Source organism: Bartonella sp. MF74HXZ (assembly GCF_042194445.1).
Lineage (GTDB): Bacteria > Pseudomonadota > Alphaproteobacteria > Rhizobiales > Rhizobiaceae > Bartonella > Bartonella grahamii.
In genome coordinates this window covers 167,457-194,388 of the sequence record NZ_JBHIMW010000002.1, presented here as the reverse complement: position 1 = coordinate 194,388, position 26,932 = coordinate 167,457, and the positions used below count along the sequence as shown (strand labels likewise).

The window sequence follows — 26,932 nt, the reverse complement described above, 5'->3', positions numbered from 1 at the left end:
GGACGACATTACGAGGTAAGCTCAAGTACAATGAAAGATGTCTCTTTAAAAACAAACATATAAAATTATAACATAATGATATTTGGGGCATTCTATTTTGCATAAGGGATGTGATCCTAGATAGAGGCTTGCACGATAAACTTTTGCAAAACTCTCTCTATCAAAGTAATCTATTTTCGCTGTGAAAGGTGGAAATATTATTATTTTTTTCCAAGCTTTTTATGGGATTCGAAAGTATTATTTATGAAACTGATTTTTTAAATCTAAAATAAAAAATCTGCTGTATAAATATAGCTTTTCAGTTTTTCCTTGTATAAATATTGTATACAGTCAAAATAATACAAATAATCAATAAGCTGAAATTTGTTATCCCAAATATGAGATCATATGACCTATAAACCGCGTGTCTTTTCTATTTCTCCGGGAACTGCTTTTTTGCCTCACTTTGTTGATGCATTACTCTCTGGTAGCCTTATTGATAATTTCGCTTCCAGTGGAGATATTCAAACTGCCATTGCCGATAGCCTTATTTATGTTCCGACACGTCGTGCTGCTCGCGCTTTGCGTTTAGCCTTTGTTGAAAGAAGTGATACACAATCAACATTCTTGCCAACCATTCGTGCTCTAGGAGATGTAGATGAAGACAGTTTCCTTTTTTTGGAAAATCATACCAGCGCTCTCGATCCGCCTATTGGAGAAAGCGAACGTCTTTTACTTTTAGCACGCCTTATTCGTCCATGGCGTGAAAATTTACCTGCGCATCTGCGTGCCATGTTTGGCACAGAAGATGTGCTTATTCCGGCTCATAGTGCTGATGCGATTTGGCTTGCGCAAGATTTAGCACACTTGATGGACGAAATTGAAACAGAAGGAGCAGACTGGTCAAAACTTAAAAATATTGCACCTGATATAGTCGCTGAATGGTGGCAAATAACGCTCGATTTCTTGACTATTGTTACGCAAAATTGGCCAAAAATCTTGACAGAAAGACAACGAAGTAATCCCGCTGAATGGCGTAATCAAGCACTCACAATGCATGCAGAGACTTTACGACGTATGCCGCCTGATAAACCGGTCATTGCAGCTGGTGTGTCAGGTTCTATGCCTGCAGTTTCTCATCTTTTAAAGGTTATAGCTTCTTTGCCAAAAGGGGCTGTTGTTCTTCCTGGCCTTGATCTTCATATGGATGAAGAACAATGGAATGCACTAAGCACAAGCAATAAAGAAAAAACAGCTTGTGATTTTTTTGATCCTGCAGAAAATGTTTTTAGCCATCCTCAATATCATTTAAAAAAACTTCTAACTCTCATGGAGTGTCAACGTCATCATGTTTGCGAAATTGGCCAACAAAGTATAACAAAGAAAAGACGAATGGCTCTTTTATCAGAAGCACTCCGACCAGCTTCTACAACAGATAAATGGATACAAATTGTCCGTGATGATTATGAAAATCTTTGTGCAGATTGGTCATTTATTGAAGCTATAAATGAACGTGAAGAAGCTCTCGCTATAGCTATTACCTTACGCAAAGCTATTGAAGAACCCCAAAAAACTGCGGCCCTTATTACAAATGACCGTAATTTAGCACGCCGTGTTGCTGTGGAATTACAGAGATTTGGAATTGAAGCAAATGATTCAGGCGGAATACCACTTGCACAAACATTACCTGTAACTCTCTTACGACTTATCTTAGAAAATGTGTTGCAACCCGATGATCCCATTGCTTTTCTTTCTCTTCTTAAACATCCACTGACAACACTCCAACAAAACCGTCATCGTTTACGCGAAATGGCAGAAAATTTTGAACTTTTTATTCTTCGAGGAAATACAGGGCGTATCAATCTTTGCGAATGTGATCAATTTCTTGAAAAATGGATTGAAACATACTTTCATAATAGTTCTGAAATCAACGCTCTTGATCAGCAGAAATGTGAAGAAGCACGTTTCCTTTGTCATCTTTTGAGGAAAGCTGTTGAACCTTTAACATCTCTTATGAAAAAAGAGAAAGAATGCACCATCAACGAAGCTGCGATAGCAACTGTTGAGGTTTTTGAAAATTTTGGTCGCAATGAAGATAATTCTCTTGCACATCTTTATCAACACGAAGCAGGACAAGCCCTATCAAAATTTTTACGTGAATTGGTCAGTGATCAATCAGGATTAACATTTCATCTTTGCGAATGGCCTGCTATGTTTTCTGCCATAATAGCAACCCGTTCCGTCACACCTTCGCCTGGAGGACATCCACGTTTATTCATCTGGGGTACTTTGGAATCACGTTTGCAAACAGTTGATACAGTGGTCATCGGCGGTCTTAATGAAGGGTCATGGCCGATATCAACCCGAAATGATGCTTTTTTATCGCGACCGATGAAAATGATGTTAACTCTGGAGCCACCAGAGCAGCGTATTGGTCTTTCCGCGCATGATTTTCAATGGGCGATGGGAATGGATAAAGTGGTGATGAGTCGCGCATTGCGCGTTAATCATACACCCTCCATTCCTTCTCGCTGGCTACAACGCATGGAAACAGTTGTAGGGAAACAGGTTTGGAAAAAAATCCGTGAACGAGGTGAAATACTACGCCATTGGGCAAAGATGCTTGATCATACAAGCATAACTTCTGAGGTGGAACGTCCTTGCCCTGCTCCACCTCTTGATATACGCCCGCGACATTTTTCAGTCACTGAAATAGAAACATTGCGGTATGATCCTTATGCTATTTATGCTAAAAAAATTTTACGGCTCAAACCACTTAAAGAACTTATTCATGATCCTAGCGCTTCAGAACGTGGAACACTTTATCACGCTATTCTTGCAGCCTTTTGCACACAAATAAAAAATCCAAATGCTGCAAATGCACTCAATGCACTGCTTTCTATTGGACGTAAAGAGTTTGATAAATTCAATTTTCCACCCGACATTGAAGTAATTTGGTGGAATAGTTTTGAAAATCTTGCTCCACGCCTTATTCAATGGGAACAAAGTTTAGGACTGCGAGAGCGATATTCGGAAGTGGTATCACAAAAAATCCCTATAGGAACAACAGGGGTAACCCTTTCAGGACGTGCTGATCGTCTTGATGTTTTGCCAGATAAAACAGTTGAAATTCTAGATTTCAAAACCGGTACCCCTCCTTCATCAAAACAAGTTCGTGAATTATTATTTCCGCAATTGGCTTTAGAAACAGCTTTACTCATACAAGGGGGATTCCCAGATTTTCAAGATTTTACTCCCTCAAATTTATTTTACATTCCCCTTAACAAAAAAGGTGAAATTAAATCCCAATCAATTCTTTTAAAGAAAAAAGACGGAAAAATTCACCTAAGTGCTGTTAATCTTGGTGAAAATGCATGGGAAAACCTTATCGCACTCATAACTTATTATCAAAATCCACAACAAGGCTATCTCTCACATGCTGTCCCCATGTCAAAACGATATGAAGGTGACTACGACCATTTGGCTCGGTTGTGGGAATGGTCAAGTGGTTTTCATAAAGAAGAGTAATCATGACGATTTTTTCTATTCCTGAAGCCGCTCTTGATGCACAAGCAACGGCAACACATCCCCAAAAAAACGTGTGGGTTTCTGCAAATGCTGGATCTGGAAAAACCCATGTTTTAAGTGAACGTGTTATCCGTTTGCTTTTAAACGGTACGCCTCCAGCACGTATTTTATGCCTTACTTATACAAGAGCTGCTGCTGCTGTTATGCAATCACGAATTTTTCGCACGCTTTCCAGTTGGAATGAACTCGATGATGCACAGCTGCAGGAAACCTTAACACGGTTTGAAAAAAAACCTGTTAATGCGCAAAAACTAACTTATGCACGACAACTCTTCGCGCGTGCCCTCGAAACGCCTGGTGGCTTAAAAATCCAAACGATTCATGCTTTTTGTGAATCTCTCTTGCATCAATTCATGTTAGAAGCCAATATTGCAGGGCATTTTGAACTTCCCGATGATATCAGTCGAAAAAAATTACTACAAGAATCTCGTCGCCAACTTTTAGCTCGTCGTGATGTACAGCCTGCTTTGCAACAGTTATTTAAAGTTATTAGCGAACATACTTTTAATCAATTGCTCTATGAAGCAACGGAAAAGCAACATAAATTATCTGATTTTTTATCTTCTCTTCTATCTGAAAATGGAGAAGAGAAATTGCGTGCACTTTTTAACTTAGCGCCAGATGAAACAAACCAATGTCTATTGGAACAAATTAAACAGACAGCGCGCCTTCCTCTTTATGCTCTTAACCATTGTGAAACCAATGGCAGTCAAAGCTGCAAGGATATGGTGGAAAAACTTTCCCAATTAGAAAAGGTGCATGATGAGACAAATATTCTCAATATTATTTCTGATATTTATTTTACAATAAAAGGTGAGCCACGTAAGTTTTCACATTTATCTCGTAAAAAGTCAGACCAAATTTGGCCCTTTATTCAACAAATGCTTGAAGATAAACAAAACAAGCTTTCTATTCTTTTAGAGAAATATCAATGTGCAAAAGTTGCTACTCTCAATATGGCTGCTTTTCAGTTATGTGCTGTTTATCTCAAAATCTATACGAATCTAAAAAAGGCTAATGGCTTCTTAGACTTTGACGATCTTATTGAGCGTACACTTCATTTATTACAGCGTAAAGGTGCAAGCCAATGGGTGCATTATAAACTTGATCGTGGTCTTGATCACATTCTACTTGATGAAGCACAAGATACTAATCCTGAGCAATGGCAAATTATTCAACTGTTGGCACAAGAGTTTTTCTCAGGTTATAGCCAACGAACAAATATACGGACTCTTTTTGCTGTTGGAGATGAAAAGCAATCTATTTATTCTTTTCAAGGCGCAGCTCCAGAAAATTTTGCTGAAAATGGACGAATCATTCAAAAAAAAGTGCAGCAAACAAATCAGCAATTTGAAAAAATACAACTGCATTACTCTTTTCGTTCTACAGCGGATGTTCTTAAAAGCGTTGATATTGTTTTTGAAACACCAGAAAACTACAAAGGACTTTCGGCAGAAAATACAAAAACGGTGCATGAAGCTATTCGTGTTAACAGTCCCGGTGAAGTTGTTATATGGGATGCTATTTCCCAAGAAACGAGTGAATTTCCTCATGATTGGCATTTAAGCGTTGATCATTTAGATACCCCTGAAGTTCGTTTAGCAGAAAAAATTGCTGAAACTATTGCCAACTGGTTACAAAAAGGTGAAATGCTTCCAGCAAAAGGACGCTTAATACGTGCAAGTGATATTATGATCTTGGTTCGTAAACGTGATCAATTTGTCTCAGCTCTTTCTCGTGCTTTTAAACACCGCAATATTCCCGTAGCAGGGGCTGATCGTTTACAGCTTACCAAACATATTAGTATCCGTGATTTAATGGCGCTTGCGCGTTTTGTTTTGCAGCCACAAGATGATCTTTCTCTTGCTTGTGTTTTAAAAAGCCCCCTTTTTGCTCTTAGTGAAGAGGAACTCTATCAGCTTGCTGCACACCGCACCGGCTCTCTTTGGCAAAGCTTATTTACGCACGCATCATCGCAGGCATCTTTTAAAGATGCTTTTGAAAAGCTAAACCATTATCGCGCTTTAGTGGATAAAATACCGGTTTTCGAGTTTTATAGCCATATTTTGAATAATGATAAGGGAAGACAAAAAATTCTGTCTCGTTTAGGATCTGAAGCAAATGATGTGCTCGATGCTTTTATGGATTATACGCTTACTATTCAAAAAACAGGATTACCAGGATTACAAGCTTTTTTAGAAACATTAAGTGCAAGCGAACCAGAAATTAAACGTGAATTTGAACAAAATAATGAAGAAATCCGCATCATGACTGTTCATGCTGCAAAAGGACTAGAGGCTGCTATTGTGTTTTTAGTCGATCCTGGTAGTGCGATTTGGCATCCTCAGCATGCGCCTCATTTGCTTAAAGTTCCTTTAAACAATGCAAAATGGAAAGGAAAACAAGCCTTTATTTGGCGTCCCAATGAAAAGTTTGATACAAAACTCTCTAAACAAGCAATTTCACACTTAAAAGAGCGTGCAGAAGAAGAATATAGGCGCCTTCTTTATGTAGGCATGACACGCGCTGAAGATCGCTTGTTTATTTGTGGATATAAAGGACAGAAAACGCCATCTCATACATGGTTACAACTGGTAAAAAAAGCCCTCGAACCGCATGCTCTTGCTATAAAAGATTCTGCGGAAGATATTGCAGCTTGGCGTTATTGTATTACACCTCCTTCTTCTGCTTCTATAAACCCAAAAGTCCCTTGCGCTGAATGCCAAACCTTACCACCTTTGCCTGCTTTTTTCTCCCATAAAGTACCAGAAGAGCCAGTGCTACCAAAACCGTTAAAACCCTCAGTCGCGAGCCTTGCCATTGAAGCTGATACAGAGCTGTCCTCAAGTCCAAAACAGCTTACCATCTCCCCTGTTTTAGGAGAAACAAACACTAACAGAGCTTTTTCCATTGAATATGGTAATATCGTTCACCGATTATTACAATATTTACCCGATTACCCCCCACAAAAACGTCGAGATTATGCTCGAAACTATCTCAATATCAAAGCCTCTCATTGGTATGAGAGCCAAAGAGAAGATGCTCTTCGCCATGTTTGGAAAATATTAGATCATGTTTACCTCAAGCCCCTTTTTTCTGAGCATTCACGTGCTGAGGTTTCCTTAATGGGTATTGTAAAAATTCGTGGAAAAGAACACGCAATTTCTGGTCAAATTGACCGTCTCTACATCACGCAAAACAGCATCATATTTGCCGATTTTAAAACAGGAACCCCGCCAGAAAATGAAGCTGCTATTGCTTCCCATCACTGGTTGCAAATGGCTCTTTACCGAAAATTATTACAAGCTATTCATCCTGATAAAGATATCCAAGCTCTGCTTATCTACAGTAAAGAAGCCAAAATTTTTAAGCTTTCTCCAGAAAAACTCGAGGCATTTCTTGGTGAAGTTGCCTTATAAGTTATTCCTTTCCTTCAAAGTATTCTTACACTTTTTTACTTTCATAAAATCGCCCAAACAAACACAATGCACAATCTCTGGTGTAAAAAAGTCCTTTAATAATTTATCTTTGCAATAACTTGATATGAATTGTTATCATACCAATCTATAAAGAGTGAATATAAAGGATAAATCAATGACGTGTATAAAAGTTGATAAGGACAATTTCGAAAGTGAAGTTCTAACCTCTTCCACCCCTGTTGTGGTTGATTTTTGGGCAGAATGGTGTGGCCCTTGCAAAATGATTGCTCCAATTTTGGATGAAATTTCAATGGAAATGCAAAATCAAGTTAAAATTGCTAAGGTAAATATTGATGAAAATCCGGAACTGGCTACCCAATACGGAGTACGTTCTATCCCTACATTATTAATGTTTAAAAATGGAAATATTTCATCGAATATGGTTGGCGCTACCTCTAAAGGACGTCTTTCTGAATGGATAAAAGATGGGCTTAGTTAATTCCACATATAATCACCATAAAGGAGAGAAGCTTTGTCTCTCCTTTTGATTTTTTAAACATTCTTTTTTGCATTATATTATAATAAAAAGATAATAAAATCAAAATGTTAAATGAATTTAAGAATTCGTACTTTTATGCATGATTCAATTGACTATTTTTTATAAAAAATTGCCCTGTATGAAGAATATAGGCAATTCTTTCCTTATATGCGCGTCAAAAATATTGGGTGAATGATAATTTCATAAAGGTATTTTCTTCTTGAATAAGACTATAGAGATAGACAGTGCTTTCAACACATAAAAAGGCAATATGAATCTAGAAATAAGGAGATTTTTGTTTGGAGTCCTTCGCAATCATGAAAGGAGATTTTAAGAAAAAACTTTGCAAATTACTTTTCTGAAGTTCACAATTTTTAAGCAGAAAGAAGCAAGCAATTCACTACAGGTTATATAATGCTCTTCTAAAGGGTTACCACTTCAATTTAAAATTCTCTTACACTATTCTCTAGAATCAAAGGACTTTTTTTGAAGCCTTTACTAAAAGTATGAAAGGCAAAAAACATTCTCTAAAATAAATTGATAAATTTCTATAAATTAACGGATGTCCTTTGCAATTTATGTCATTGTTATATAAAAGAGCCAGTATTTCATCTCATCTTCATAGTTGATACATCCATGAGGGACTTCTTTATGTTGTTCATCATCTCAAATTTCGGTACGTATTGAGGTATTATCAATTAAAAAATGATGATGTTCATGCTCATGTCGATGTTTTTTTAAAATGTACGAATTGCAAAAGACTGTTGCAAACGTTCAATGGCATGTTGTGCTGATCTGAGTGTTACATGACGCCCATGTTCTTTATAGTGTAAGGTGAGTGCAAAAGTGGCGAGCTCTAAAAGAGCTGTATTTCTTTCTGGCCATTCAACAAGTAAAATATTTTTCTCACGAGCTTCATGAAGCCCTAATTCATCAATTTCTTCTGCCATAGAAAGGCGGTAAAGATCAGCATGAATAATTTCAAACTGTGGAAGTTGATAGCTTTGCACAAGAGTAAAAGTAGGGCTTGGAACATCCATAGTGTTATCATTCGCAAGTGTTTGGATGATGGTACGTGCAATAGTTGATTTTCCAGTTCCAAGATCTCCTTGCAGCGTTACAAGATCCCCCGGCTTTAAAGAAAGGGTTAAATGTTGTGCAAAAAGCTTTGTTGCCTCTTCATTTTCAAGAAAAAAACTAAAATTCATTAAGAGTTCCATGAAATGGATGAAAAATTTTTGTTATAATAAAGATTGAAATTAAAAAATCTTATCTCCTTTGGGAAGTGGGAAAAAACATTTAACTGTTGTTCCTTTTCCAGAACCGGTAAGAATCTCAACATGTCCACCGTGTAGTTCAACGAAACTCTTCACAAGGGAAAGGCCAAGACCCGCTCCTGCACGCCCGCCATGGTGTGAATGAGAAGAAAAACGTTTAAAAATACGATCAAGGACGTCTTCTGGAATATCAGAGCCTTCATTGTGAACGCTAAAGACAATATTATCATCTTGTTCATCGACGCAAAATTCAATAGTGCTCGCCTCCGTTGCAAAATTAATAGCATTACTCAGCACATTCACAAAAATTTGATGCAAGCGTTTTTCGTCAGCAGAAATGGAATTTAAGGAAGGAGAAATTTGTTGTAAAAGCGTAATATGACGTCCATTAAGGCGATCTTCTATACGTGCTACTGCTTGTATCATAGCATCTGCAATATTAACCGATTTTATGTCCAACTCCATAATGCCTGCATCAAGGGTAGCAAGATCAAGAATATCGTTAACAATATTTAAAAGAGTTCCTGATTCTGAATGAATATGCCCAAGATATTCTTGTTGACGTTTATTGATAGAGCCGAAAATTTGATCACGTAAAATATCCGAAAATCCAATAATATTGGTGAGAGGTGTACGCAATTCATAGGAAACATGTTGGACAAATTCATTACGCAAACGATCAGCACTTTCTAATGCTTCATTTCTTTCTTGAAGAGCACGTGCAACATGGACAGTATCTGTAACATTCACAAAAGTAAGCATTGTTTGTCCATCGGGAAGAGGAACCAGAGTATAGTCAATAATCATATCATTTTTAAGATCTATACGACCTGAATATGTTTCACGTTTTTCAGCAAAACCGGTAATGAATTTGGTAAATTGATCCCATTCTTGTCCTAAGGTTAAGGCTGAACAATGGCTTTGTAACTGTGTAATATGGGTCCCTTCTACCAGTAAATTATAAGGAAGAGACCACAATTTCGACAAGGCAGGATTCGATAAACGAAGGCGTCCATCAGTACCAAAAACAACCACGCCTTCGGAAAGTTTATCAAGTGTTTCACCTTGTATTTTAATAAGTGTATTATAACGGCGTTCAAGATCAATTTTTTCTGTAAGGTTTTCGTAAAGCCAAGTGACACCTCCTTGTGGATGAGGGTTCGAGATAACACGCACCGTACGCCCATCTGGAAGATTCCAAATTTGTTGGTTCGATTCTGTTTGTCGATAGGCTTTAAAAAGTTCTTCTTTCCATGCGCGCCAATCGGGGTGTTCAGCAATGAGCCCTTTTTCACGTAGACGTTCAAGAAATAATGTATGGCTTGGTTCACTTTCTAAAAAGGAAGTCTCCAACGGCCATAAAATTTTAAAAGCATGATTACAGAATTTTAATTTTTGGTTTGTATCAAAAATAGCTACAGCTGTTGAAATTTGGTCAAGTGTTTCACAATGGCTTTGAAGAACATAACTTAATTCATGAGCAAGATTTTCATATGCGCTGTCATCACGCGCAAAAGCTGCCATCCCTTCGGCTGTTGTAATACGTGTGAGATGAAAACGATGTCGTTCTCCATCAATAACTGTGTGAACATGTTCTTGAAAAATTGTTTCTGTTTCATCTGTTTTGCGTTGTGTATTTTCATTGAAAAGATCCCCCACTTCATCACTGCCTTCACGAAAATCTGTCATTTCTCTAAAGGCGCGATTGATAAAACAAACTTTTCCTTCACAATCTTTTATCCATACGGGCTCTTGAATAAGATCAAGAAGATTACGCTGCATTCTCAGTTCAGTAAGAAGGCGGGCGATATCTTTCTGTAAACGAGCATTTTCACTCTGTTGTTTTGAGATATCTTGAAAACGAGCAATAGCGACTGTTCCTGCGATGACTCCTGTAACTTGCAGCAATACATTGTTTGTGGTGGTGATAGAAAGATCAAAAGGGTGACATTTACAACGTAGTTGAGTCAATGCATAATCAAGTTCTCGCAGAGAATTTTCTTCAACCCAGAGCTCAAAACGCTGAAAATCTTTCTGGTCGATTCCTATTTTTTGCAATGCAGAAAGGGCACCAACGACACGGGGTAAGGTTGTTGGATTTTCCCAAATAAGAAGGAATTGCTCGGTTTCTTCCAGAAGCCATTCATAATATTTAAGTTTTTCAGAAAAATTTGCCTGAATTATCTTCAAAGGCTTCTGTGCAGTTTTTTTTGCACGCATAATAACAGCTAGGCACGTGAGAAGTGAAGCACAAGAAATTCCTCCACACAGCGCTAAAAGCAGCCATGGACCATCTAGTAAAGTGAAGAAAAATGGTAGATAACCTTCCAGTGGCTGAGCAACAGCGCATGTTGGAGAAAAAAAGAAAAAAAGGCAAAATATATACGCATAGATTCGAATCATTTTTTGAGCTTTTTCTTTGGGGTTATAGTCACCAAAGCTGCGCACGACATCTTTCCCTTTTTTAACCCAAGGAAATGTTTAGTAACGGTAATGGTTTGGTTTATAAGGTCCTTGTGGTGTGACTCCAATATAAGCGGCTTGTTCTTCTGATAAAACACTTAATTTTATTCCTAACCGATCAAGATGTAGACGTGCAACTTTTTCATCAAGATGTTTAGGCAAAACAGTGACTTCATTTGTATAGTGTTCTGCACGGGTAAAAAGTTCAATTTGCGCTAAAACTTGATTAGTAAACGAGGCTGACATGACAAAAGAGGGATGCCCAGTCGCATTCCCGAGGTTTAACAAACGCCCTTCAGAGAGCAAAATGATGCGTTTTCCATCGGGAAAGGTGATCATATCAACTTGTGGTTTAATATTTGTCCATGGCAAATTTCTAAGGGCTGCGACTTGGATTTCGTTATCAAAATGACCAATATTTCCAAGAATACACATATCCTTTACTTGTCGCATATGGTCTAAACGAACAACATCTTTATTGCCTGTTGTCGTGATGATAATATCAGCACTGGAAGCAGCATCATCCAAATTAACAACTTCATAGCCATCCATAGCTGCTTGAAGAGCGCAAATAGGATCAATTTCTGTTACTTTAACACGAGCCCCAGCACCAGAAAGAGATGCTGCTGAACCTTTTCCTACGTCACCATAACCACAGACAATGGCAGTTTTACCAGCGATCATCACGTCTGTTCCACGTCGAATACCATCGACCAATGATTCTTTACATCCATATTTATTATCAAACTTTGATTTAGTGACGCTATCATTGACATTAATAGCAGGAAAAGGCAAAAGCCCTTCTTTTTGTAACTGATAAAGACGGTTTACACCTGTTGTGGTTTCTTCGCTTACACCTTTAATTGCTGCGCGCTGTCGTGTAAAAAATCCTGGCGTTGCATCCATACGCTTTTGTATTTGTTTGAAAAAAATTTCTTCTTCTTCTGTTTTGGGATGCGATAGGATAGCTTTATTTTGTTCTGCACGACTTCCCATTAAAATATAGTTTGTGGCATCAGCGCCATCATCTAAAATAAGATTGGAAGGATTACCATCTGGCCATTGGAAAATTGCATCTATATAAGTCCAATATTCTTCTAATGTTTCACCCTTAACGGCGAATACAGGAATACCAGTTGCGGCGATAGCTGCTGCTGCATGGTCTTGCGTAGAAAAAATATTGCTAGAGCTCCACCGTATATCGGCGCCAATCGCTTTTAATGTTTCAATTAAAACAGCTGTTTGAATTGTCATGTGCAATGAGCCAGAAATACGTGCTCCGCGCAAAGGTTGATTAGAGGAAAACTCCTTACGACAAGCCATCAAACCAGGCATCTCAGTTTCAGCAATATCAAGTTCTTTACGACCATAAGCGGCAAGTGCAATATCTTTGACAACAAAATCTTGAGCTGCCATTCTTTATTCCTTTAAAATAAGTTTTTCCAAGACGGTAGGAGAAATTAAAAAAAAATGCAAGACAAGAAGAGGACTTCTTTATGTGAAAAAGCTCTTTTAAAATCTCCATAAATTTGTGCAACAAATATGCATTTATGAATCTGAGTAATGATGTTACTGACAGAATAAGAGATCTTCATGATAAGTCTTATTATATAAACAAAACTCTATCCTTTTCACGTAACTTTAAAGCTTTTAAAAATCTCCAGGGAGAATACCTTTTAAATAATAAAAATTGTGCATTGCTTCACAGTTTTTATATCGATTTTTTATGGGATAATATCGAAAGTAGAATACTTATATTCTACTCGCTTATGCGATTGTTGAAAAAGGAAGTATTACCTTACTTTAATCTCATTATTAAGCTTTCTACCAAAATAATATAATGCAAAGCCATAGGTTATCATATTTATGAATAGGCAATTCAGAATCGGTTCTTTAGGATTCCAATGTTGCATCTGCTCTTGGATAAAGACAGTGTATAAGAAGTGCTTTTCTCCTGTTTTCAACGATTTTTATCAAAATACTATAGGTATACGATTAAACATTTTTTGTGATACTGAATAGAGCATTTAAAACGCAAAAACATTACTCTATTGAGCATTCTGATTTCAGAATCGCTAACAACGAGCTATAAATTATAAATCAAATAATTAACTCAGTTTTGGAAAAATTTATTCTAGACGAATAAGTTTTGCGAAAATTGACCATGTGGACGAAATCGCCAAAGATAACTTGGCAAGAATGCAGCCATTGCTCTGGGGGTAATTCCCACACCTTCTAGAGTATATCCATTCTCTATAGCCTCTTTAGAAACAATGTTATCCATTTGCAAAAAACGTATCTGATTGGCTGTTACGAGTGTTGGTACAAAAGGCAATTTACCGATAGTTCCCAAAATTCCTCCAATCAATAGACCAGCAGAAAGGGGCATGGATAGGATTGTTTTTTTACGGTGAATAATTTTGAGTATATTTTCAAGAGTATTTTGGAAAGTGATAATCTGGGGACCACCAAGATCATAATTTTTTCCCCAAGCAACCTGTCCATCTAAAGCGCGCGCGATAAACTCAGCAACGTCACCAACATACACGGGTTGCAATTTGCTTTGCCCACCCCCAAAAAGAGGCATAATTGGTAAAAAACGTGACAAATCTGCTAAGGTGTTAAAGAAACAATCCTCTGGTCCAAAGATAACGGATGGACGGATAATAATTGCTTGAGGATGCTTGTTATGAACGATTTGTTCACCCATAAACTTAACACGTGCATAAAGACATGAAGCATTCTCGTTAGCCACAAGTGCTGACATATAGATGAGTGGAATAGCAGCTTGTGCTGTTAATTCAGCAACATTGTAAGCACCATCAATTTGTGTGTTTTTAAAATTCGATTGATTTGCTTGTTTTAAGCTACCAGGTAAAAACACTGCCGCATCAGCTCCAAGCAACGCGCGTGCAACAGAGGCACGATGCTTGATATCCGTTTTAAGCATTTGGGTTTGTCCTACTTCTCCTATTTGGAGCATGTAATAAGCTTTTTGTGGATAACGAACAGCGATACGAACGCGATATCCCCGCTTAGTCAAAGTTTCAACGACATGTCGTCCTACAAAACCAGATCCGCCAAAAACAGTAATAAGTTTAGGATGTTGATAAAGTGCATAATCAAGTTGCATGATTAAAAAGTCTATCTTTCAAAGCTTTAAAATAATCAATTTCTAGCATGGAGGTGTTTTATTGTCACGTAAAATATCGCCCGCAAGATAAAGGGAACCACTAATAAGGACAATTGCCTCTTTATATTCGGCTCTAATCTTATGCAAAGCATCTTGTAGATGTGCTTGTGGAGTAGCAAAGATTCCTGCTTTTTGCGCTGATTCAGCTAATTTTATTGGAGAGATACTGGCATTATTGTTAATCAGCGGTATCGTATATATTTTATCGATAAGGTTCGCTAAGGAACGAAAATAACCGACAGCATCTTTGGTATTGAGCATGCCAGCAATCATAATAATGGGACGATCTGTTTTTTTTCTCCATTGTGTAAGTTCTGCTGCAATAACTTTTCCAGCAGCAGGATTGTGACCACCGTCTAACCATAAATCAATATTAGGAGACAGTTGATCAACCAAATGTCCTTGGATAAGATGTTGCATCCGTGCGGGCCAATAGATATTTTTCAAAGCGTCATTTATGGTTTGTTCTGAAAGTTGAAAACCTGCTTTACAAACTGCTTCAAGAGATGCGCCAGCATTGGCAACTTGGTGGTCTCCAATAAGGTTAGGAAGTGAAAGATCCATGAGACCTTGATTGTTTTGAAAAACCATACGTCCATGTTCTTTATAACTTTGATAATCTTGATCAAATAGAGAATAAGGTGCTTTATTTTTATCGGCAAGGGGTATTAAAGTAGCAAGAGTTTCTTCATAATTTTGCTTCCCGATGACTACTGGAACATTTGGTTTGATAATTCCCCCCTTTTGAAAAGCGATTTGAGCAATTGTGTTTCCAAGAAAGTTCTCATGATCATAATCAATGGGCATAATAAGCGATACAGCTGGTTTGTTAATGACATTGGTAGCATCAAAACGCCCTCCCAACCCAACTTCTAAAATGACAACATCAGCTGGATGTGTACTAAACAGCATAAAGGCAGCGGCTGTAAAAATTTCAAAAATAGTAATCGGCTCTTGACGATTTACTTTTATAATTTCACGGATTGTCTCAGCCAATTGGTTTTCTGTAACAAGTTGACCACCCCCTTTTTGACCTAACCGGCAGCGTTCATTCCAGTTGACGAGATGAGGTGAGCTATAGACATGAACGCAGTATCCTGCACTTTCTAAAAGAGCACGGCAAATCGCTGAGGCAGATCCTTTGCCATTTGTTCCAGCGATGTGAATAATAGGGGCAAGTTTTAAATGTGGATTACCAAGACGCTCTAAAAGGTGAATAATACGCTCTAAAGAAAGATCAAATTTTTTCGGATAATTTTTTAGTAAATCATCCACAACCCTTTGTATCTGGTTTTGTTGCATAAATTTAAGCTGCTTTTGTTGTAGAAAGCGATGTTTGAGAGTCTGTTGGGGATGGATCGGAAGGGTTAAAAACAGCAGGGCGTTTCATCATCAAACGTAAAAGACGCGCAATTGTTGTTTTCATTTCTAAACGTGATACAACCATATCAATCATACCATGTTCGAGCAGATATTCACTACTTTGAAAACCTTCTGGTAGGGTTTCGCGTATAGTTTGTTGAATCACACGTGGACCAGCAAAACCAATCATAGCGCCAGGTTCAGCAATGTGAATATCACCAAGCATGGCGTAAGAAGCAGTAACACCACCGGTGGTTGGATTAGTCAGCACAACAATATAGGGAAGTTTTGCTTCTTTCAACATTTCAATCGCTACGGTTGTACGAGGCATTTGCATCAACGAGAGTGTTCCTTCTTGCATGCGTGCGCCACCAGAAGCAGAAAAAAGAACTAACGGGCGCCTTTCGGCAATGGCAGTATCAAAAGCTTTAATAATAGCTTCTCCTGAAGCCATACCGAGTGATCCACCCATAAAGGCGAAATCTTGAACGGTTGCAATGATTGGTAAGCCTTCAATCGTACCACGTGCACTTAAAATATTATCATCAACACCAAGTTTAGAACGATAATCTTTTAACCGGTCAATATAGCGTTTTTCGTCACGAAATTTTAAAGGATCTGTTACAACTTTTGGATTTTCAAGAGCTGTATAAACACCATCATCAAAAAAATGCATGAGACGATTTTTAGCGCTGATACGCATATGATGGCCAGAATTGGGAGCTACAAATTGATTAGCTTCCAGATCTTTATGGAAGATCATTTCACCACTGGTAGGATCTTTAATCCATAGATTTTCTGGAATTTCACGGCGCCCCAATATAGAGTTAATTTTAGGACGAACATAATTTGTAATCCAGTTCATCTTTATAACCTTCCTTTAAATATTACACATCTTTCGCATGATTTGAAAGAATATGAACCTAAGCAGTCACATTTGCTTTACCGGTGGAACAAAGGAGTCCATTTAATACTTTTATCAGTGTACGTATAGCTTGTTTTTTTAATTTTTAATTTTCCAATATCATAACAATCATATCTATGAAGAGTATACCCTATAACAAATTTGTCGTAAGTTTAAGAACTTACATGTTTTTATTTTTTATTTTGGTATTAAAATTCACTCCTTGCGATGGTTAACAAACCCCTTATTTTTTAATAAAAATGAATATCCAATTAATCATTTGTATCAACGGCTTTGAAGAAAAGAAACCTTATAATATAAGGCGTTAATAAGGCTAAAATAATCCATTTAAGATAATGTATACGATAACACCATATTAGCGAAACGCTAACATCAGAGCAAGATTTTTTTCAAAAGGTTTCTTTAAAGCGCGCGCTTTTCACAATTAAAATAGAATACCCTCAAAAATGCTATTATATTACTCATTCATGTGCTTGTTTTACAAAGACATTTTTCAATAATCTCCAAAACTCTCTTATGACGGTTCTCAGAAGAGCATATACTCTCCATGAATGGTATAAAATACATTATGCTCTTCATTTTTACTGAAATAGAAGGTACAAATCGATACCATCATACTCTTTTCCATTTTTAATGTGACGATAATGTTTGCATTGAGAGGATTCATAAAAGATATTTCACGCCTTTTTGAAAGTACCTTTATCCACACACCACCTCCGTTTATGACATATTAACAAACGATTTCAATTGATCCAATATGAATAGGATTAAAATGAGAAAGCCTCATGATATTTAAGTTTTTCACTCATGTTGTGAAACGATAAATTATCATTATAAATCAATACATTACTTTAATAAAAGATAAAGCATAAAATTTTATATTATGCTTTCTTTGGCTGGCAAGTTTTATTAGCCTTAAAGTCAAGTAACATTATTTTTGTGTAATGCGTACCATGGTCTTTTGGGAAAGCATTTTGTGTAAATATGTCATAAAGGCGGCTGCAAAAAGCGGTGTTGCTAAATTAAGAATTGGAATCGAAACAAAAAGCGCTATCAATAATCCTGCACCAAAAACCGTTGTATAATGAGTATGTAAAAAAGCACGTGCGTCTTGCTCTGTTCGAAAACGATAAGCAGCAAACAAGAAATATTCATGACCAAGCAAATAACCATTAATAACATAAAAAGCGATTAAATTAATACCTGGTATGAAGAATAAAATAAAAGCAATTCCATTACCAAGAAGGCTTAAAATAACAAATTTAAAGGAAATGATAAGAGAACGCTGAAATGGCAAAGCTTGTCCAATAGGCTCGTTTGGATAATCCTCTTTTTCAATGATTTCAGCAACAGAGTCAATGAAAAAACCACCAATCATAGCTGCGATTGGTGCAATCAAAAAAGCCAACAAAAGAGCCAAACCAAGATTAAAAATGATAAGCATGCTAAAACCAATCCATCCCGCCCAACTAGGGAGTCCAGGAAGAAACTGAGCAATCCAGGGCCAAAAGTAAGACACAAAAAGTTGGTGCACACATAACCATAAAATGGCGAGAATGAAAAAAGTAATCCCCAATGCTTTCAGTATCATAATACTATATTGCGAGGTCAGAAGACGTTGTAAAGCACGATAGGCAGCAGTAAAAATCATAAATTAATAAACTAAGGAAAGAAGCAAAAAAAACAAGAAATATATTTAAAGAATGTACGGTGTAGTTTTTTCTTTTTTGAATTACAAGATTTCTTTTCAAGAACATTATAAAAACGGCTAAGGCTTCTTTGTTTAAAATAAAGTTTGAATAGATAGAAATTTTGATTTTTAAAAATCAAAAAGAATTTAAAAAGCAGCTGTTGTAGAAGAAATTTTTAATATTTTTGTACAGAGTGTAGGTTATTGCGTTTATATGATATATGTGAAAAATTAAGGAATAAGAACTATTTGGGAGGAAAGTTGTTGACTTCTATTTATTCAGTAGAATTGTCTAACTTCGTTTATCTACGTGCTTAATTGTTTTGCACAATTCCTAATGCTCTGTACTTTTATACTATTTGGCGGCATGCTTTTGCCTCTCGCTTTTATTCAAAACATATTGAGTTCAATGGAATCAGAGTAACATAGTAGCTTGTAGATATTCTGATTTGGGCAACAGAATGATTAATATGATAGAAGTGGAAAATAAGCTTAGGCGATTGACCGTCCATATCCCATGGAAGGGTAATTTCTTGAGAAGAAGCAAAGAGTGGGAGACACCACTGATGATTAAAAATGATGAGATTTTGAATTTTAAAAGCTATAAGTGCAATGAAGTAAGAATTCATTGAAGCACTTTTCATACAAGTGGTGCACTGTATCAAATAATTTTTAGATAATAACACCACTAATTTATGAAGAGAATTGATCATTTTCAACTTGAATAAGAATCCAAAATATAGAAATATTCTTTAATTTCAAAGCCTTTATTCAACATCAAAAAATTATTTACTTGCACATTATAGGCGAGACCAGTGTATGGATACAAAGCTTTCGATAAAGGACTAAAAATGCTTCTCATGAAACATCACAATGTGAGGATATCATGGATCAAATTCTAGTCTTTGTGGTCTTGGTATGCTGGAGAGAGGACACACACATTTAATTTTAAAGACCGATCTCTGAGGAAAATAATAAAGGCGTCAGTTTCATAAACTTATAGACAGTGGTGCAATGAATATTGTTTACATTCTTTATGAGCGTCAGTGTGAGATATGCTTCAAATTGCATTGAGATGTTATAATACATTGATTTATACATTATTTTTCATAGTGAATAAGAGCCCCAAGTAAAGTTGTCATATTTTCTTATTAGCCGCTCTCATCATGAAACAATCAAAAGCATTTATTTGCACATCATAAATAGGACTAATATGGGGATAAAAACATTGAAGAAAGAAAATGCTTTTATAAACTCTATCCAGTGCAAGAGCTTTCTCAAAATTGATGGTAGGCAAAGTAAATAATAGCTTGTTTTTTATAAGCTGGGGAAACAGAGGTGCAATAGATCCTACTTTTTATGATGGCTATGGGTGAAATAGAATTTTTTAAAGAAACATTTCCCAACGCTCGTCACACCCATTTCCCAACAGTGCTTGTGAATGGTATAAGGGTAAAGCTCTCGTGAATAATATAAAACTTATAGGGCACCTCTATCTTTACGCTTAATAAAAGAGCACGGCGGGATAAAAGAGCACGGCGGGATAAAAGAGCACGGCGGGCACCATCATTCTCTCAGTATTGCTCGACAGCTCTGTTCTTGAGACGGTCCATTATAAGCGTTTTTAGTTCTTTCTTAAACGTTTTGTATTCATACGGCTATCCTTCTTTGCAACGTGCAAGAAAAAGGTTTTTATTGATTCAACATGAGAGAGATTTGAAATGAGAGAATCTTACGATATTCGGGATTCTAATTTAATATGAACAACGCTAGATGATCATTATAAATCAAAATATTGTATACTAATCGAGATAAATAGACGCCTATTATTAGTTCTATTTTATAAGGTGTTTTAATATGAATGCATTTGAAGAGTTATTATTTGAAATGGGGTATATTTTCCTCATGAGGAGTAGGTGTCTGGGGGGCAAAAAATGATACAATCATGTTTGCTAATTTTTGCGCTACGTGTTGTTTACTCATATGGGGCCATTGTTCAACTTTTTCCTTACTCACGAGATAAACTTGATTTGTATCAGCACCCATGACACTTGTGCCATCTAGTTGAAGAGAAATATCATTAGCAAGAATGAAATCAGCTCCTTTTTCAACACATTTTTTTTGCGCATTGGCAATGATATCACATGTTTCAGCAGCAAAACCAATGACCAATGAGGGGCGATTTGGAGCGTGTCCAATCGTTGCTAAAATGTCAGGATTTTCGACCATATGAAGGGATGGTGGTATTTTATGAGCATTCTTTTTAATTTTGTGTAAAGACTGCGTTTGACTGCGCCAATCACAAACAGCGGCGACAAAAATGGCACCATCAGCAGGCAATGCGGTTTGAACGGCTTGTAACATCTGTTGTGCTGTTTCAACATGAATGGTTTTTACTTCTTGTGGGTCTGCAAGATTAACAGGTCCACAAATAAGTGTTACTTTTGCACCCAAATGCGCAAGAGCGGTTGCGATGGCATGACCTTGTTTGCCTGAAGACCGATTAGCAAGATAACGCACCGGATCAATTGGTTCATGGGTAGGGCCAGAGGTAACGATGAAATGGCGGTCAGAGAGAGGTTTTTCATGCACATTCAAAAGAGCCTCTATGGTAGCGACAATCGTTAAAGGTTCGCTCATGCGCCCATATCCTATCTCGTCACGTTCAGCCATATTTCCGATTTCTGGTCCAATGATATGAACGCCATCTGCGCGCAGTTGTGCAACATTGCGAATAGTGGCTGAATGCGCCCACATAGACGGATTCATAGCGGGTGCAATTAAGAGTGGACAGCGTGCCGCTAAAAGGATGCAATCAGCCAGATCATCTCCTATGCCATTGGCTATTTTTGCAATGCGATTGGCTGTAGCAGGGGCTAAAATAATAAGGTCAGCATTACGTGCTAATCGGATATGTCCAATATCGTGTTCTTCTTCGCGTGAAAATAAATCAGTATATACAGTACCACCGCTTAAAGCTTCAGCGGCTAAAGGCGTAATAAATTTTTGCGCTGCTTTTGTCATCACAACTTTTAAGTGTGCTCCACGTTCTTGTAAACGGCGAATCAAATCAAGTGCTTTATAGGATGCAATACTTCCCCCAATAATAAGAAGGAGAGATTTCGATTTCAATGATTGCACTTCAACAGCACTAGTATGAGAGAGTTGTGTGGTGAAAGGAGTGGGATTGCTTAAAAGGCGTCGGACTTCTTCTTCCATAGAAATACCATTTTGCGCGGCGCGTATGCGCAAAGCTTCTTTGGTTTCAGGAGACAGGTTACGAATAGTAATACTGGCCATAAAATACCTCCAAGAAATAAAATGATTGCAATGATTTCATTGTTGATATTTTTAGCATATTAAGGAAATTAGAAAAGATGAAAAAAGTAAAAAGTGAGACAAACGCAACAAAGCGCAATGATGAAAAGGCTATAACGACCATAACGGTTTCTACGACTTTGTTCGACAGCAAGTTGTTTGAGGGTGGCAGGAGAAAGATTAAAACCTGTTTTTCTCATTTGATCGAAATCTTCTTCTATCCGTTGGAAATTTTGAACCAATTGTGGTGTTTTGCGTGCCAGCGAAAGGAGAGCTTGCGCTCCTTCACTAAAGTCTTTTACAACGCCTACGGGCCCTAAATTTTTACTAATCCATTCTTTGACAACAGGTTCAGAAGCTTTCCACATATTAAAAGTGGGGTCTAATGTGCGGGCAACACCTTCCACGACAACCATCGTTTTTTGCAGCAATAAAAGTTCAGGTCGCGTTTGCATGTCAAATAATTCAGTGACTTCAAACAATAAAGTAAGCAATTTAGCCATGGAAATGCTTTGTGCTGATTGTCCGTGTATTGGTTCGCCAATAGCGCGGTTGGCTTGCGCAAAGCTTTCAATATTATGGTATGAAGGAACATAACCTGCTTCAAAATGGGCGCGTGCAACCCGATGGTAATCGCGGGTAATAAAGCCGTAAAGAATTTCAGCAAGGAAATGCTTTTCTTTTTTGCCAAGTCTTCCTGTAATGCCCAGATCAACAGCAACAATACATCCTTTTGCATCTACAAATAAATTACCAGGATGCATATCGGCGTGAAAAAAACCATCACGCAATGTATGACGAAGAAAAGATTGAATAAGCGTAATGGCAAGCGCCTGCAAATCAAATCCTGCTTCTTTGAGTTTGGAAATTTCGGATATTCTGATACCATCAATCCATTCCATTGTGAGAACATTACGTCCTGTCCGTTCCCAGTCAATACGCGGAACCCGAAAGCCTGTATCATGTTGAATATTTTCAGCCATTTCAGATATAGCTGCTGCTTCTAACCGTAAATCCATTTCAAGGCGTGTTGTTTGTGCTAAAGTATCCACCACACGAACAGGACGAAGCCTTCGAGAGGCAGGGATATAGCGCTCTTGTAAGTGAGCAATGAGATAGAATCCTCTAAGATCTTTAGAAAAACGTGCTCTGATATTAGGACGAATAACTTTTACAGCACATTTTTTCTTATGACCAGTTTCATCACTGTATTCAGCTGGGTGAACTTGAGCAATAGAAGCGGCAGCAATGGGGGGATAAAAATTTATGAATAAATCATCGATAGAGCGACCAAGAGAACTTTCAATTTGAGCAACAGCGGCAGTGCAAGAAAATGTTTGGACACGATCTTGTAGTTGTGACAAATCTTCCGCAATATCACGCCCAACAATATCAGGTCTTGTGGCAAGAAATTGACCAAGTTTTATGTAAGAGGGGCCAAGCTTATTAATGGCATACGAAATATTTTCAGATCGCTGTTTTTTTTTCGTTTTGCGTCGTGCTAATGCACTCGCTATACGATGACATAGCGCTGGAAATCCTTGAAGATCATCATGAGGAAGAGCACTAAAAACACCTTCACGTGTTAAAACCCATCCTGCACGCATCAATTGAAAGTAAGGAGAAATTTGCACCATTTTTAAATTTTCCAACCTGAATGCAGCGCTGCAATCGCACCGGTGAGATTGCGGTACGATACCCGCGAAAATCCTGCATGCTTGATCATATGGGCAAAATCATCTTGCTTAGGAAATTTGCGGATAGATTCAACCAAATAACGATAAGCATCACCATCATTTGCAATAAATTGACCAAGCTTAGGGATAGCATGGAAAGACCAAAGATCATAAATTTTATCGAGCCAAGGCATCTCGACATTTGAAAATTCTAAACATAAAAAACGTCCACCGGGCTTTAAAACACGAAAAGCTTCTCTAAGAGCTTGATCAATATGAGGAACATTGCGAATTCCAAAAGCAATAGTGTAAGCGTCAAAGCTTTGATCTTCAAAAGGTAGATTTTCTGCATTGGCTTCAACAAAATCAATCAGAGGAGCAAGACCATTTTTTTGTGCGCGTTTTTTGCCAACGCTGAGCATTGAGCCATTAATATCAAGCACTGTAGCATGGGCTTTTTGGCGTGAAGCATTAAGAATACGAAAAGCAATATCACCTGTACCACCAGCGACATCAAGAACTTTCCAATGAGAAAGTGCTGGTGGGGAAAGCCAAGCAATCATGGAATTTTTCCACACACGGTGTAGCCCTAAGGATAAGATATCATTCATCTTGTCATAATTTTCAGCAACAGAATGAAACACACCATCCACCATGGATTGTTTTTGTGTTTCATCTACTCTTGTAAAACCAAAAGAGTGCTCCATGCCACCCTTGGCTCCTACACGTTCTGTTTCAACTGCCATGTGTATGACCTTCCTTATTTTTCTTTTATCGTAAATGAAATAGAGAGAGAATGTTCAAATACGAAAAAACAACGTATAAAACTGCGACATTTACACAGCTAAAAACAGAAGAGTACCTTTAGATATCAAGATTGGCAACGCTTAAGGCATTGTCTTGAATAAAAATACGTCTAGGTTCAACTTCATCACCCATGAGACGAGAAAAGAGTGAATCTGCATCGGTTGCATCATTAATTTTTACTTGTAAAAGAGAACGTGCATTAGGATCAAGCGTTGTTTCCCAAAGCTGTTCAGCATTCATTTCCCCAAGACCTTTATAACGTTGAAGAGTAACACCTTTTTTACCATTTGTAAAAATGCTTTCTAAAAGGCTCATAGGACCAAAAATACGCTCTGTTTTATCTTTGCGACGTAAAAGAACAGGAGGATGATATATGTCGATAAAATTTTGGGAAATGCGATCAATTTGGCGTGCGTCAGTTGAATTTATAAGTCCCACATCAAGCGTAACAACATCTTTAACACCACGCAAAATACGCTTAAAACATAAGTTTCCATCTGCTGTATATTGTCCACTCCAACCTTGTTCCATATCATCAGCAATCAGATTAAGGCGGTGTGCTATAGTATCTGCTATTTTTTGCGCTTTTTCTTGTGTTGCAAAGACTTCAAGATTAAAAGCGCCAACAATTGCTGCTTGTTCAACGATATTACGATCATAACGGGTATGAAGACCATCTAAAAGTTGACGTAATATACGAGCATCTTTAGCGAGTTGATACAAATCAGCCCCTGCACGAACTTCTCCCGTTGAAAGCTCAAGCGTTGTTTCTTCTAATCCAGTATCGATCAAGAATTCTTCAAATGCTGCTTCATTTTTAATATATTGGGAAGATTTTCCACGCGATACTTTATAAAGAGGAGGCTGAGCAATATAAAGATGTCCACGTTCAATCAACTCGGGCATTTGTCTAAAAAAGAAAGTGAGCAGCAGAGTACGAATATGGGCTCCATCAACGTCCGCATCTGTCATGATAATAATCTTATGATAACGTAATTTATCCGGCGAAAATTCATCTTTACCGATAGACGTTCCAAGAGCTGTAATAAGTGTTCCAATCATATCAGATGAAAGCATGCGGTCGAAACGTGCTCGTTCAACATTGAGAATTTTACCACGAAGGGGTAAAATTGCTTGATTTTGACGTGAGCGCCCACTTTTTGCTGAACCGCCAGCCGAATCCCCCTCGACAATAAAGATTTCTGATTTTGCAGGATCACGTTCTTGGCAATCGGCAAGTTTTCCTGGCAAAGAAGTGATATCAAGCGCCCCTTTTCGTCTTGTGAGTTCACGTGCTTTGCGTGCCGCTTCACGTGCCGTTGCAGCTTCTACCACTTTACTAATGAGAAGTTTTGCTTCATGAGGATGTTCTTCTAGCCACACTGAAAGACCTTCATTGACCAAATTTTCAACAATAGGGCGCACTTCAGAAGAGACTAACTTATCTTTTGTTTGTGAAGAAAATTTTGGATCAGGAACTTTGACAGAAAGAATAGCTGTTAATCCTTCACGGCAGTCATCACCGGTTAAGTTTACTTTTTCTTTTTTAGCAATACCTGAAGATTCAGCATAGCCATTAATTTGACGCGTAAGGGCACTTCTAAAACCTATCAAATGAGTTCCACCGTCACGCTGAGGAATATTATTGGTAAAACACAAGACCTTCTCATGATAGGAATCATTCCACCATAGGGCAACATCAACGCTCATACCATCCTTTTCACTTGCAATGTAAATAGGATTATCAAGCAGAGCTTTTTTTGATTGGTCAATATATTTGACAAACTCCGTTAACCCACCTTCATAATGCAATTCAACTGATTTAGTATCAGCATGACGCTCGTCAACAAGGAGAATATAAACCCCAGAATTTAGAAAGGCTAATTCCCGTAAACGGCGCTCCAAAGTTTCAAAATCAAACTCAACCATAGTAAAAGTTTCAGAACTTGGTAAAAATCTGATTTCTGTTCCACTTTCTTTATCGCAATCGCCAATAACTTTTAATGGAGCATCAGCCACTCCATGGGTAAATGATATTTCATGAATTTTACCATTCCGTCTGATTTGCAATTTAAGCCAAACGGATAATGCATTCACAACAGAGACGCCAACACCGTGTAATCCACCTGAAACTTTATAAGAGTTTTGATCAAACTTTCCGCCGGCATGAAGCTGTGTCATAATAACTTCAGCTGCAGAAACACCTTCTGTTGGGTGGATATCTGTCGGAATTCCACGTCCATTATCACGAACAGAACAAGAACCATCAGCATGGAGTGTGACGTTTACAAGAGTAGCATGACCGGCTAAAGCTTCATCAATAGCATTGTCTACAACTTCATAGACCATATGGTGTAAACCCGATCCATCATCAGTATCACCAATATACATACCAGGACGTTTGCGTACAGCATCAAGACCTTTGAGGACTTTGATAGAAGAAGCGCCATAATCATCACTTTGTGCCGCTGAGGTTATTTCATCACTCATAAGTTAGTCCATTCCTGTGTTCAATTTACAATATTTCATCTGCTTTTTTAAGCTCAATGTTCTGATCAGTTATTTATGGAATAACCACATTAAACATTTACCGTATATCAGAACTAGATTCAATATCTGTCGATATATAATGAAGAGAATGATGAAATGAGATTGTACTGTTATATCGTAAAACTCCGTCATTTAGGGCGGTGATAT

General features: G+C 37.6%; 14 protein-coding genes. 3 read left to right on the top strand and 11 right to left on the bottom strand.

The features are described from left to right. Positions 1–387: 387 nt before the first annotated feature. From addB to trxA, 3 genes are all read left to right on the top strand, one after another. Entirely contained in the window at positions 388–3,507 is a 3,120-nt protein-coding gene (gene addB / locus ACFIJ8_RS02135; protein ID WP_375638881.1) for a double-strand break repair protein AddB, read from the top strand. A 2-nt stretch (positions 3,508–3,509) separates the two neighbouring features. Next, positions 3,510–6,986, top strand: a complete 3,477-nt coding sequence (gene addA / locus ACFIJ8_RS02130; protein WP_375638879.1) for a double-strand break repair helicase AddA — start codon at positions 3,510–3,512, stop codon at positions 6,984–6,986. A 175-nt stretch (positions 6,987–7,161) separates the two neighbouring features. Then, positions 7,162–7,485: a thioredoxin gene (gene trxA, locus ACFIJ8_RS02125; RefSeq protein WP_012754458.1), complete on the top strand. Its 324-nt coding sequence runs from the start codon at positions 7,162–7,164 to the stop codon at positions 7,483–7,485. A gap of 776 nt (positions 7,486–8,261) precedes the next feature. On the opposite strand, the gene tsaE is transcribed toward trxA, so the two are convergent. The 11 genes from tsaE to gyrB form a co-directional block, all read right to left on the bottom strand. Next, complete coding sequence (gene tsaE / locus ACFIJ8_RS02120; RefSeq protein WP_273787526.1) at positions 8,262–8,732, bottom strand: tRNA (adenosine(37)-N6)-threonylcarbamoyltransferase complex ATPase subunit type 1 TsaE; 471 nt, start codon at positions 8,730–8,732, stop codon at positions 8,262–8,264. 51 nt (positions 8,733–8,783) lie between these two features. Then, positions 8,784–11,249 (bottom strand): PAS-domain containing protein, encoded by a 2,466-nt coding sequence (locus ACFIJ8_RS02115; RefSeq protein WP_375638876.1) that lies wholly within the window; start codon positions 11,247–11,249, stop codon positions 8,784–8,786. 33 nt (positions 11,250–11,282) lie between these two features. Then, positions 11,283–12,680, bottom strand: a complete 1,398-nt coding sequence (gene ahcY / locus ACFIJ8_RS02110; RefSeq protein ID WP_375628013.1) for an adenosylhomocysteinase — start codon at positions 12,678–12,680, stop codon at positions 11,283–11,285. 718 nt (positions 12,681–13,398) lie between these two features. Then, entirely contained in the window at positions 13,399–14,397 is a 999-nt protein-coding gene (locus tag ACFIJ8_RS02105; protein WP_273787523.1) for a complex I NDUFA9 subunit family protein, read from the bottom strand. Positions 14,398–14,439: 42 nt separating this feature from the next. Continuing rightward, positions 14,440–15,759: a bifunctional folylpolyglutamate synthase/dihydrofolate synthase gene (locus ACFIJ8_RS02100; protein WP_375638874.1), complete on the bottom strand. Its 1,320-nt coding sequence runs from the start codon at positions 15,757–15,759 to the stop codon at positions 14,440–14,442. Positions 15,760–15,763: 4 nt separating this feature from the next. Beyond that, complete coding sequence (gene accD / locus ACFIJ8_RS02095; RefSeq protein WP_012754464.1) at positions 15,764–16,684, bottom strand: acetyl-CoA carboxylase, carboxyltransferase subunit beta; 921 nt, start codon at positions 16,682–16,684, stop codon at positions 15,764–15,766. Positions 16,685–17,675: 991 nt separating this feature from the next. Next, positions 17,676–18,395, bottom strand: a complete 720-nt coding sequence (locus tag ACFIJ8_RS02090) for a sulfate transporter family protein (protein WP_273787521.1) — start codon at positions 18,393–18,395, stop codon at positions 17,676–17,678. 1,917 nt (positions 18,396–20,312) lie between these two features. Next, positions 20,313–21,734: a bifunctional phosphopantothenoylcysteine decarboxylase/phosphopantothenate--cysteine ligase CoaBC gene (gene coaBC / locus ACFIJ8_RS02085; protein WP_375628007.1), complete on the bottom strand. Its 1,422-nt coding sequence runs from the start codon at positions 21,732–21,734 to the stop codon at positions 20,313–20,315. Positions 21,735–21,802: 68 nt separating this feature from the next. Then, positions 21,803–23,389, bottom strand: a complete 1,587-nt coding sequence (gene ubiB, locus ACFIJ8_RS02080; protein ID WP_375638871.1) for a 2-polyprenylphenol 6-hydroxylase — start codon at positions 23,387–23,389, stop codon at positions 21,803–21,805. A 2-nt stretch (positions 23,390–23,391) separates the two neighbouring features. Next, a complete protein-coding gene (gene ubiE, locus ACFIJ8_RS02075) occupies positions 23,392–24,174 on the bottom strand; it encodes a bifunctional demethylmenaquinone methyltransferase/2-methoxy-6-polyprenyl-1,4-benzoquinol methylase UbiE (RefSeq protein WP_012754468.1) in 783 nt (260 codons plus the stop codon). Positions 24,175–24,292: 118 nt separating this feature from the next. Beyond that, positions 24,293–26,725 (bottom strand): DNA topoisomerase (ATP-hydrolyzing) subunit B, encoded by a 2,433-nt coding sequence (gyrB, locus tag ACFIJ8_RS02070; RefSeq protein ID WP_375638869.1) that lies wholly within the window; start codon positions 26,723–26,725, stop codon positions 24,293–24,295. Between the last annotated feature and the right edge of the window lie 207 nt (positions 26,726–26,932).

What these genes read in the sequence shown, in the direction of transcription:
- addB (WP_375638881.1), top strand. Translation starts at nt 388, where the DNA reads ATGACCTATAAACCGCGTGTCTTTTCTATTTCTCCGGGAACTGCTTTT.
- addA (WP_375638879.1), top strand. Translation starts at nt 3,510, where the DNA reads ATGACGATTTTTTCTATTCCTGAAGCCGCTCTTGATGCACAAGCAACG.
- trxA (WP_012754458.1), top strand. Translation starts at nt 7,162, where the DNA reads ATGACGTGTATAAAAGTTGATAAGGACAATTTCGAAAGTGAAGTTCTA.
- tsaE (WP_273787526.1), bottom strand. Translation starts at nt 8,732, where the DNA reads ATGAATTTTAGTTTTTTTCTTGAAAATGAAGAGGCAACAAAGCTTTTT.
- ahcY (WP_375628013.1), bottom strand. Translation starts at nt 12,680, where the DNA reads ATGGCAGCTCAAGATTTTGTTGTCAAAGATATTGCACTTGCCGCTTAT.
- ACFIJ8_RS02105 (WP_273787523.1), bottom strand. Translation starts at nt 14,397, where the DNA reads ATGCAACTTGATTATGCACTTTATCAACATCCTAAACTTATTACTGTT.
- ACFIJ8_RS02100 (WP_375638874.1), bottom strand. Translation starts at nt 15,759, where the DNA reads ATGCAACAAAACCAGATACAAAGGGTTGTGGATGATTTACTAAAAAAT.
- accD (WP_012754464.1), bottom strand. Translation starts at nt 16,684, where the DNA reads ATGAACTGGATTACAAATTATGTTCGTCCTAAAATTAACTCTATATTG.
- ACFIJ8_RS02090 (WP_273787521.1), bottom strand. Translation starts at nt 18,395, where the DNA reads ATGATTTTTACTGCTGCCTATCGTGCTTTACAACGTCTTCTGACCTCG.
- coaBC (WP_375628007.1), bottom strand. Translation starts at nt 21,734, where the DNA reads ATGGCCAGTATTACTATTCGTAACCTGTCTCCTGAAACCAAAGAAGCT.
- ubiB (WP_375638871.1), bottom strand. Translation starts at nt 23,389, where the DNA reads ATGGTGCAAATTTCTCCTTACTTTCAATTGATGCGTGCAGGATGGGTT.
- ubiE (WP_012754468.1), bottom strand. Translation starts at nt 24,174, where the DNA reads ATGGCAGTTGAAACAGAACGTGTAGGAGCCAAGGGTGGCATGGAGCAC.
- gyrB (WP_375638869.1), bottom strand. Translation starts at nt 26,725, where the DNA reads ATGAGTGATGAAATAACCTCAGCGGCACAAAGTGATGATTATGGCGCT.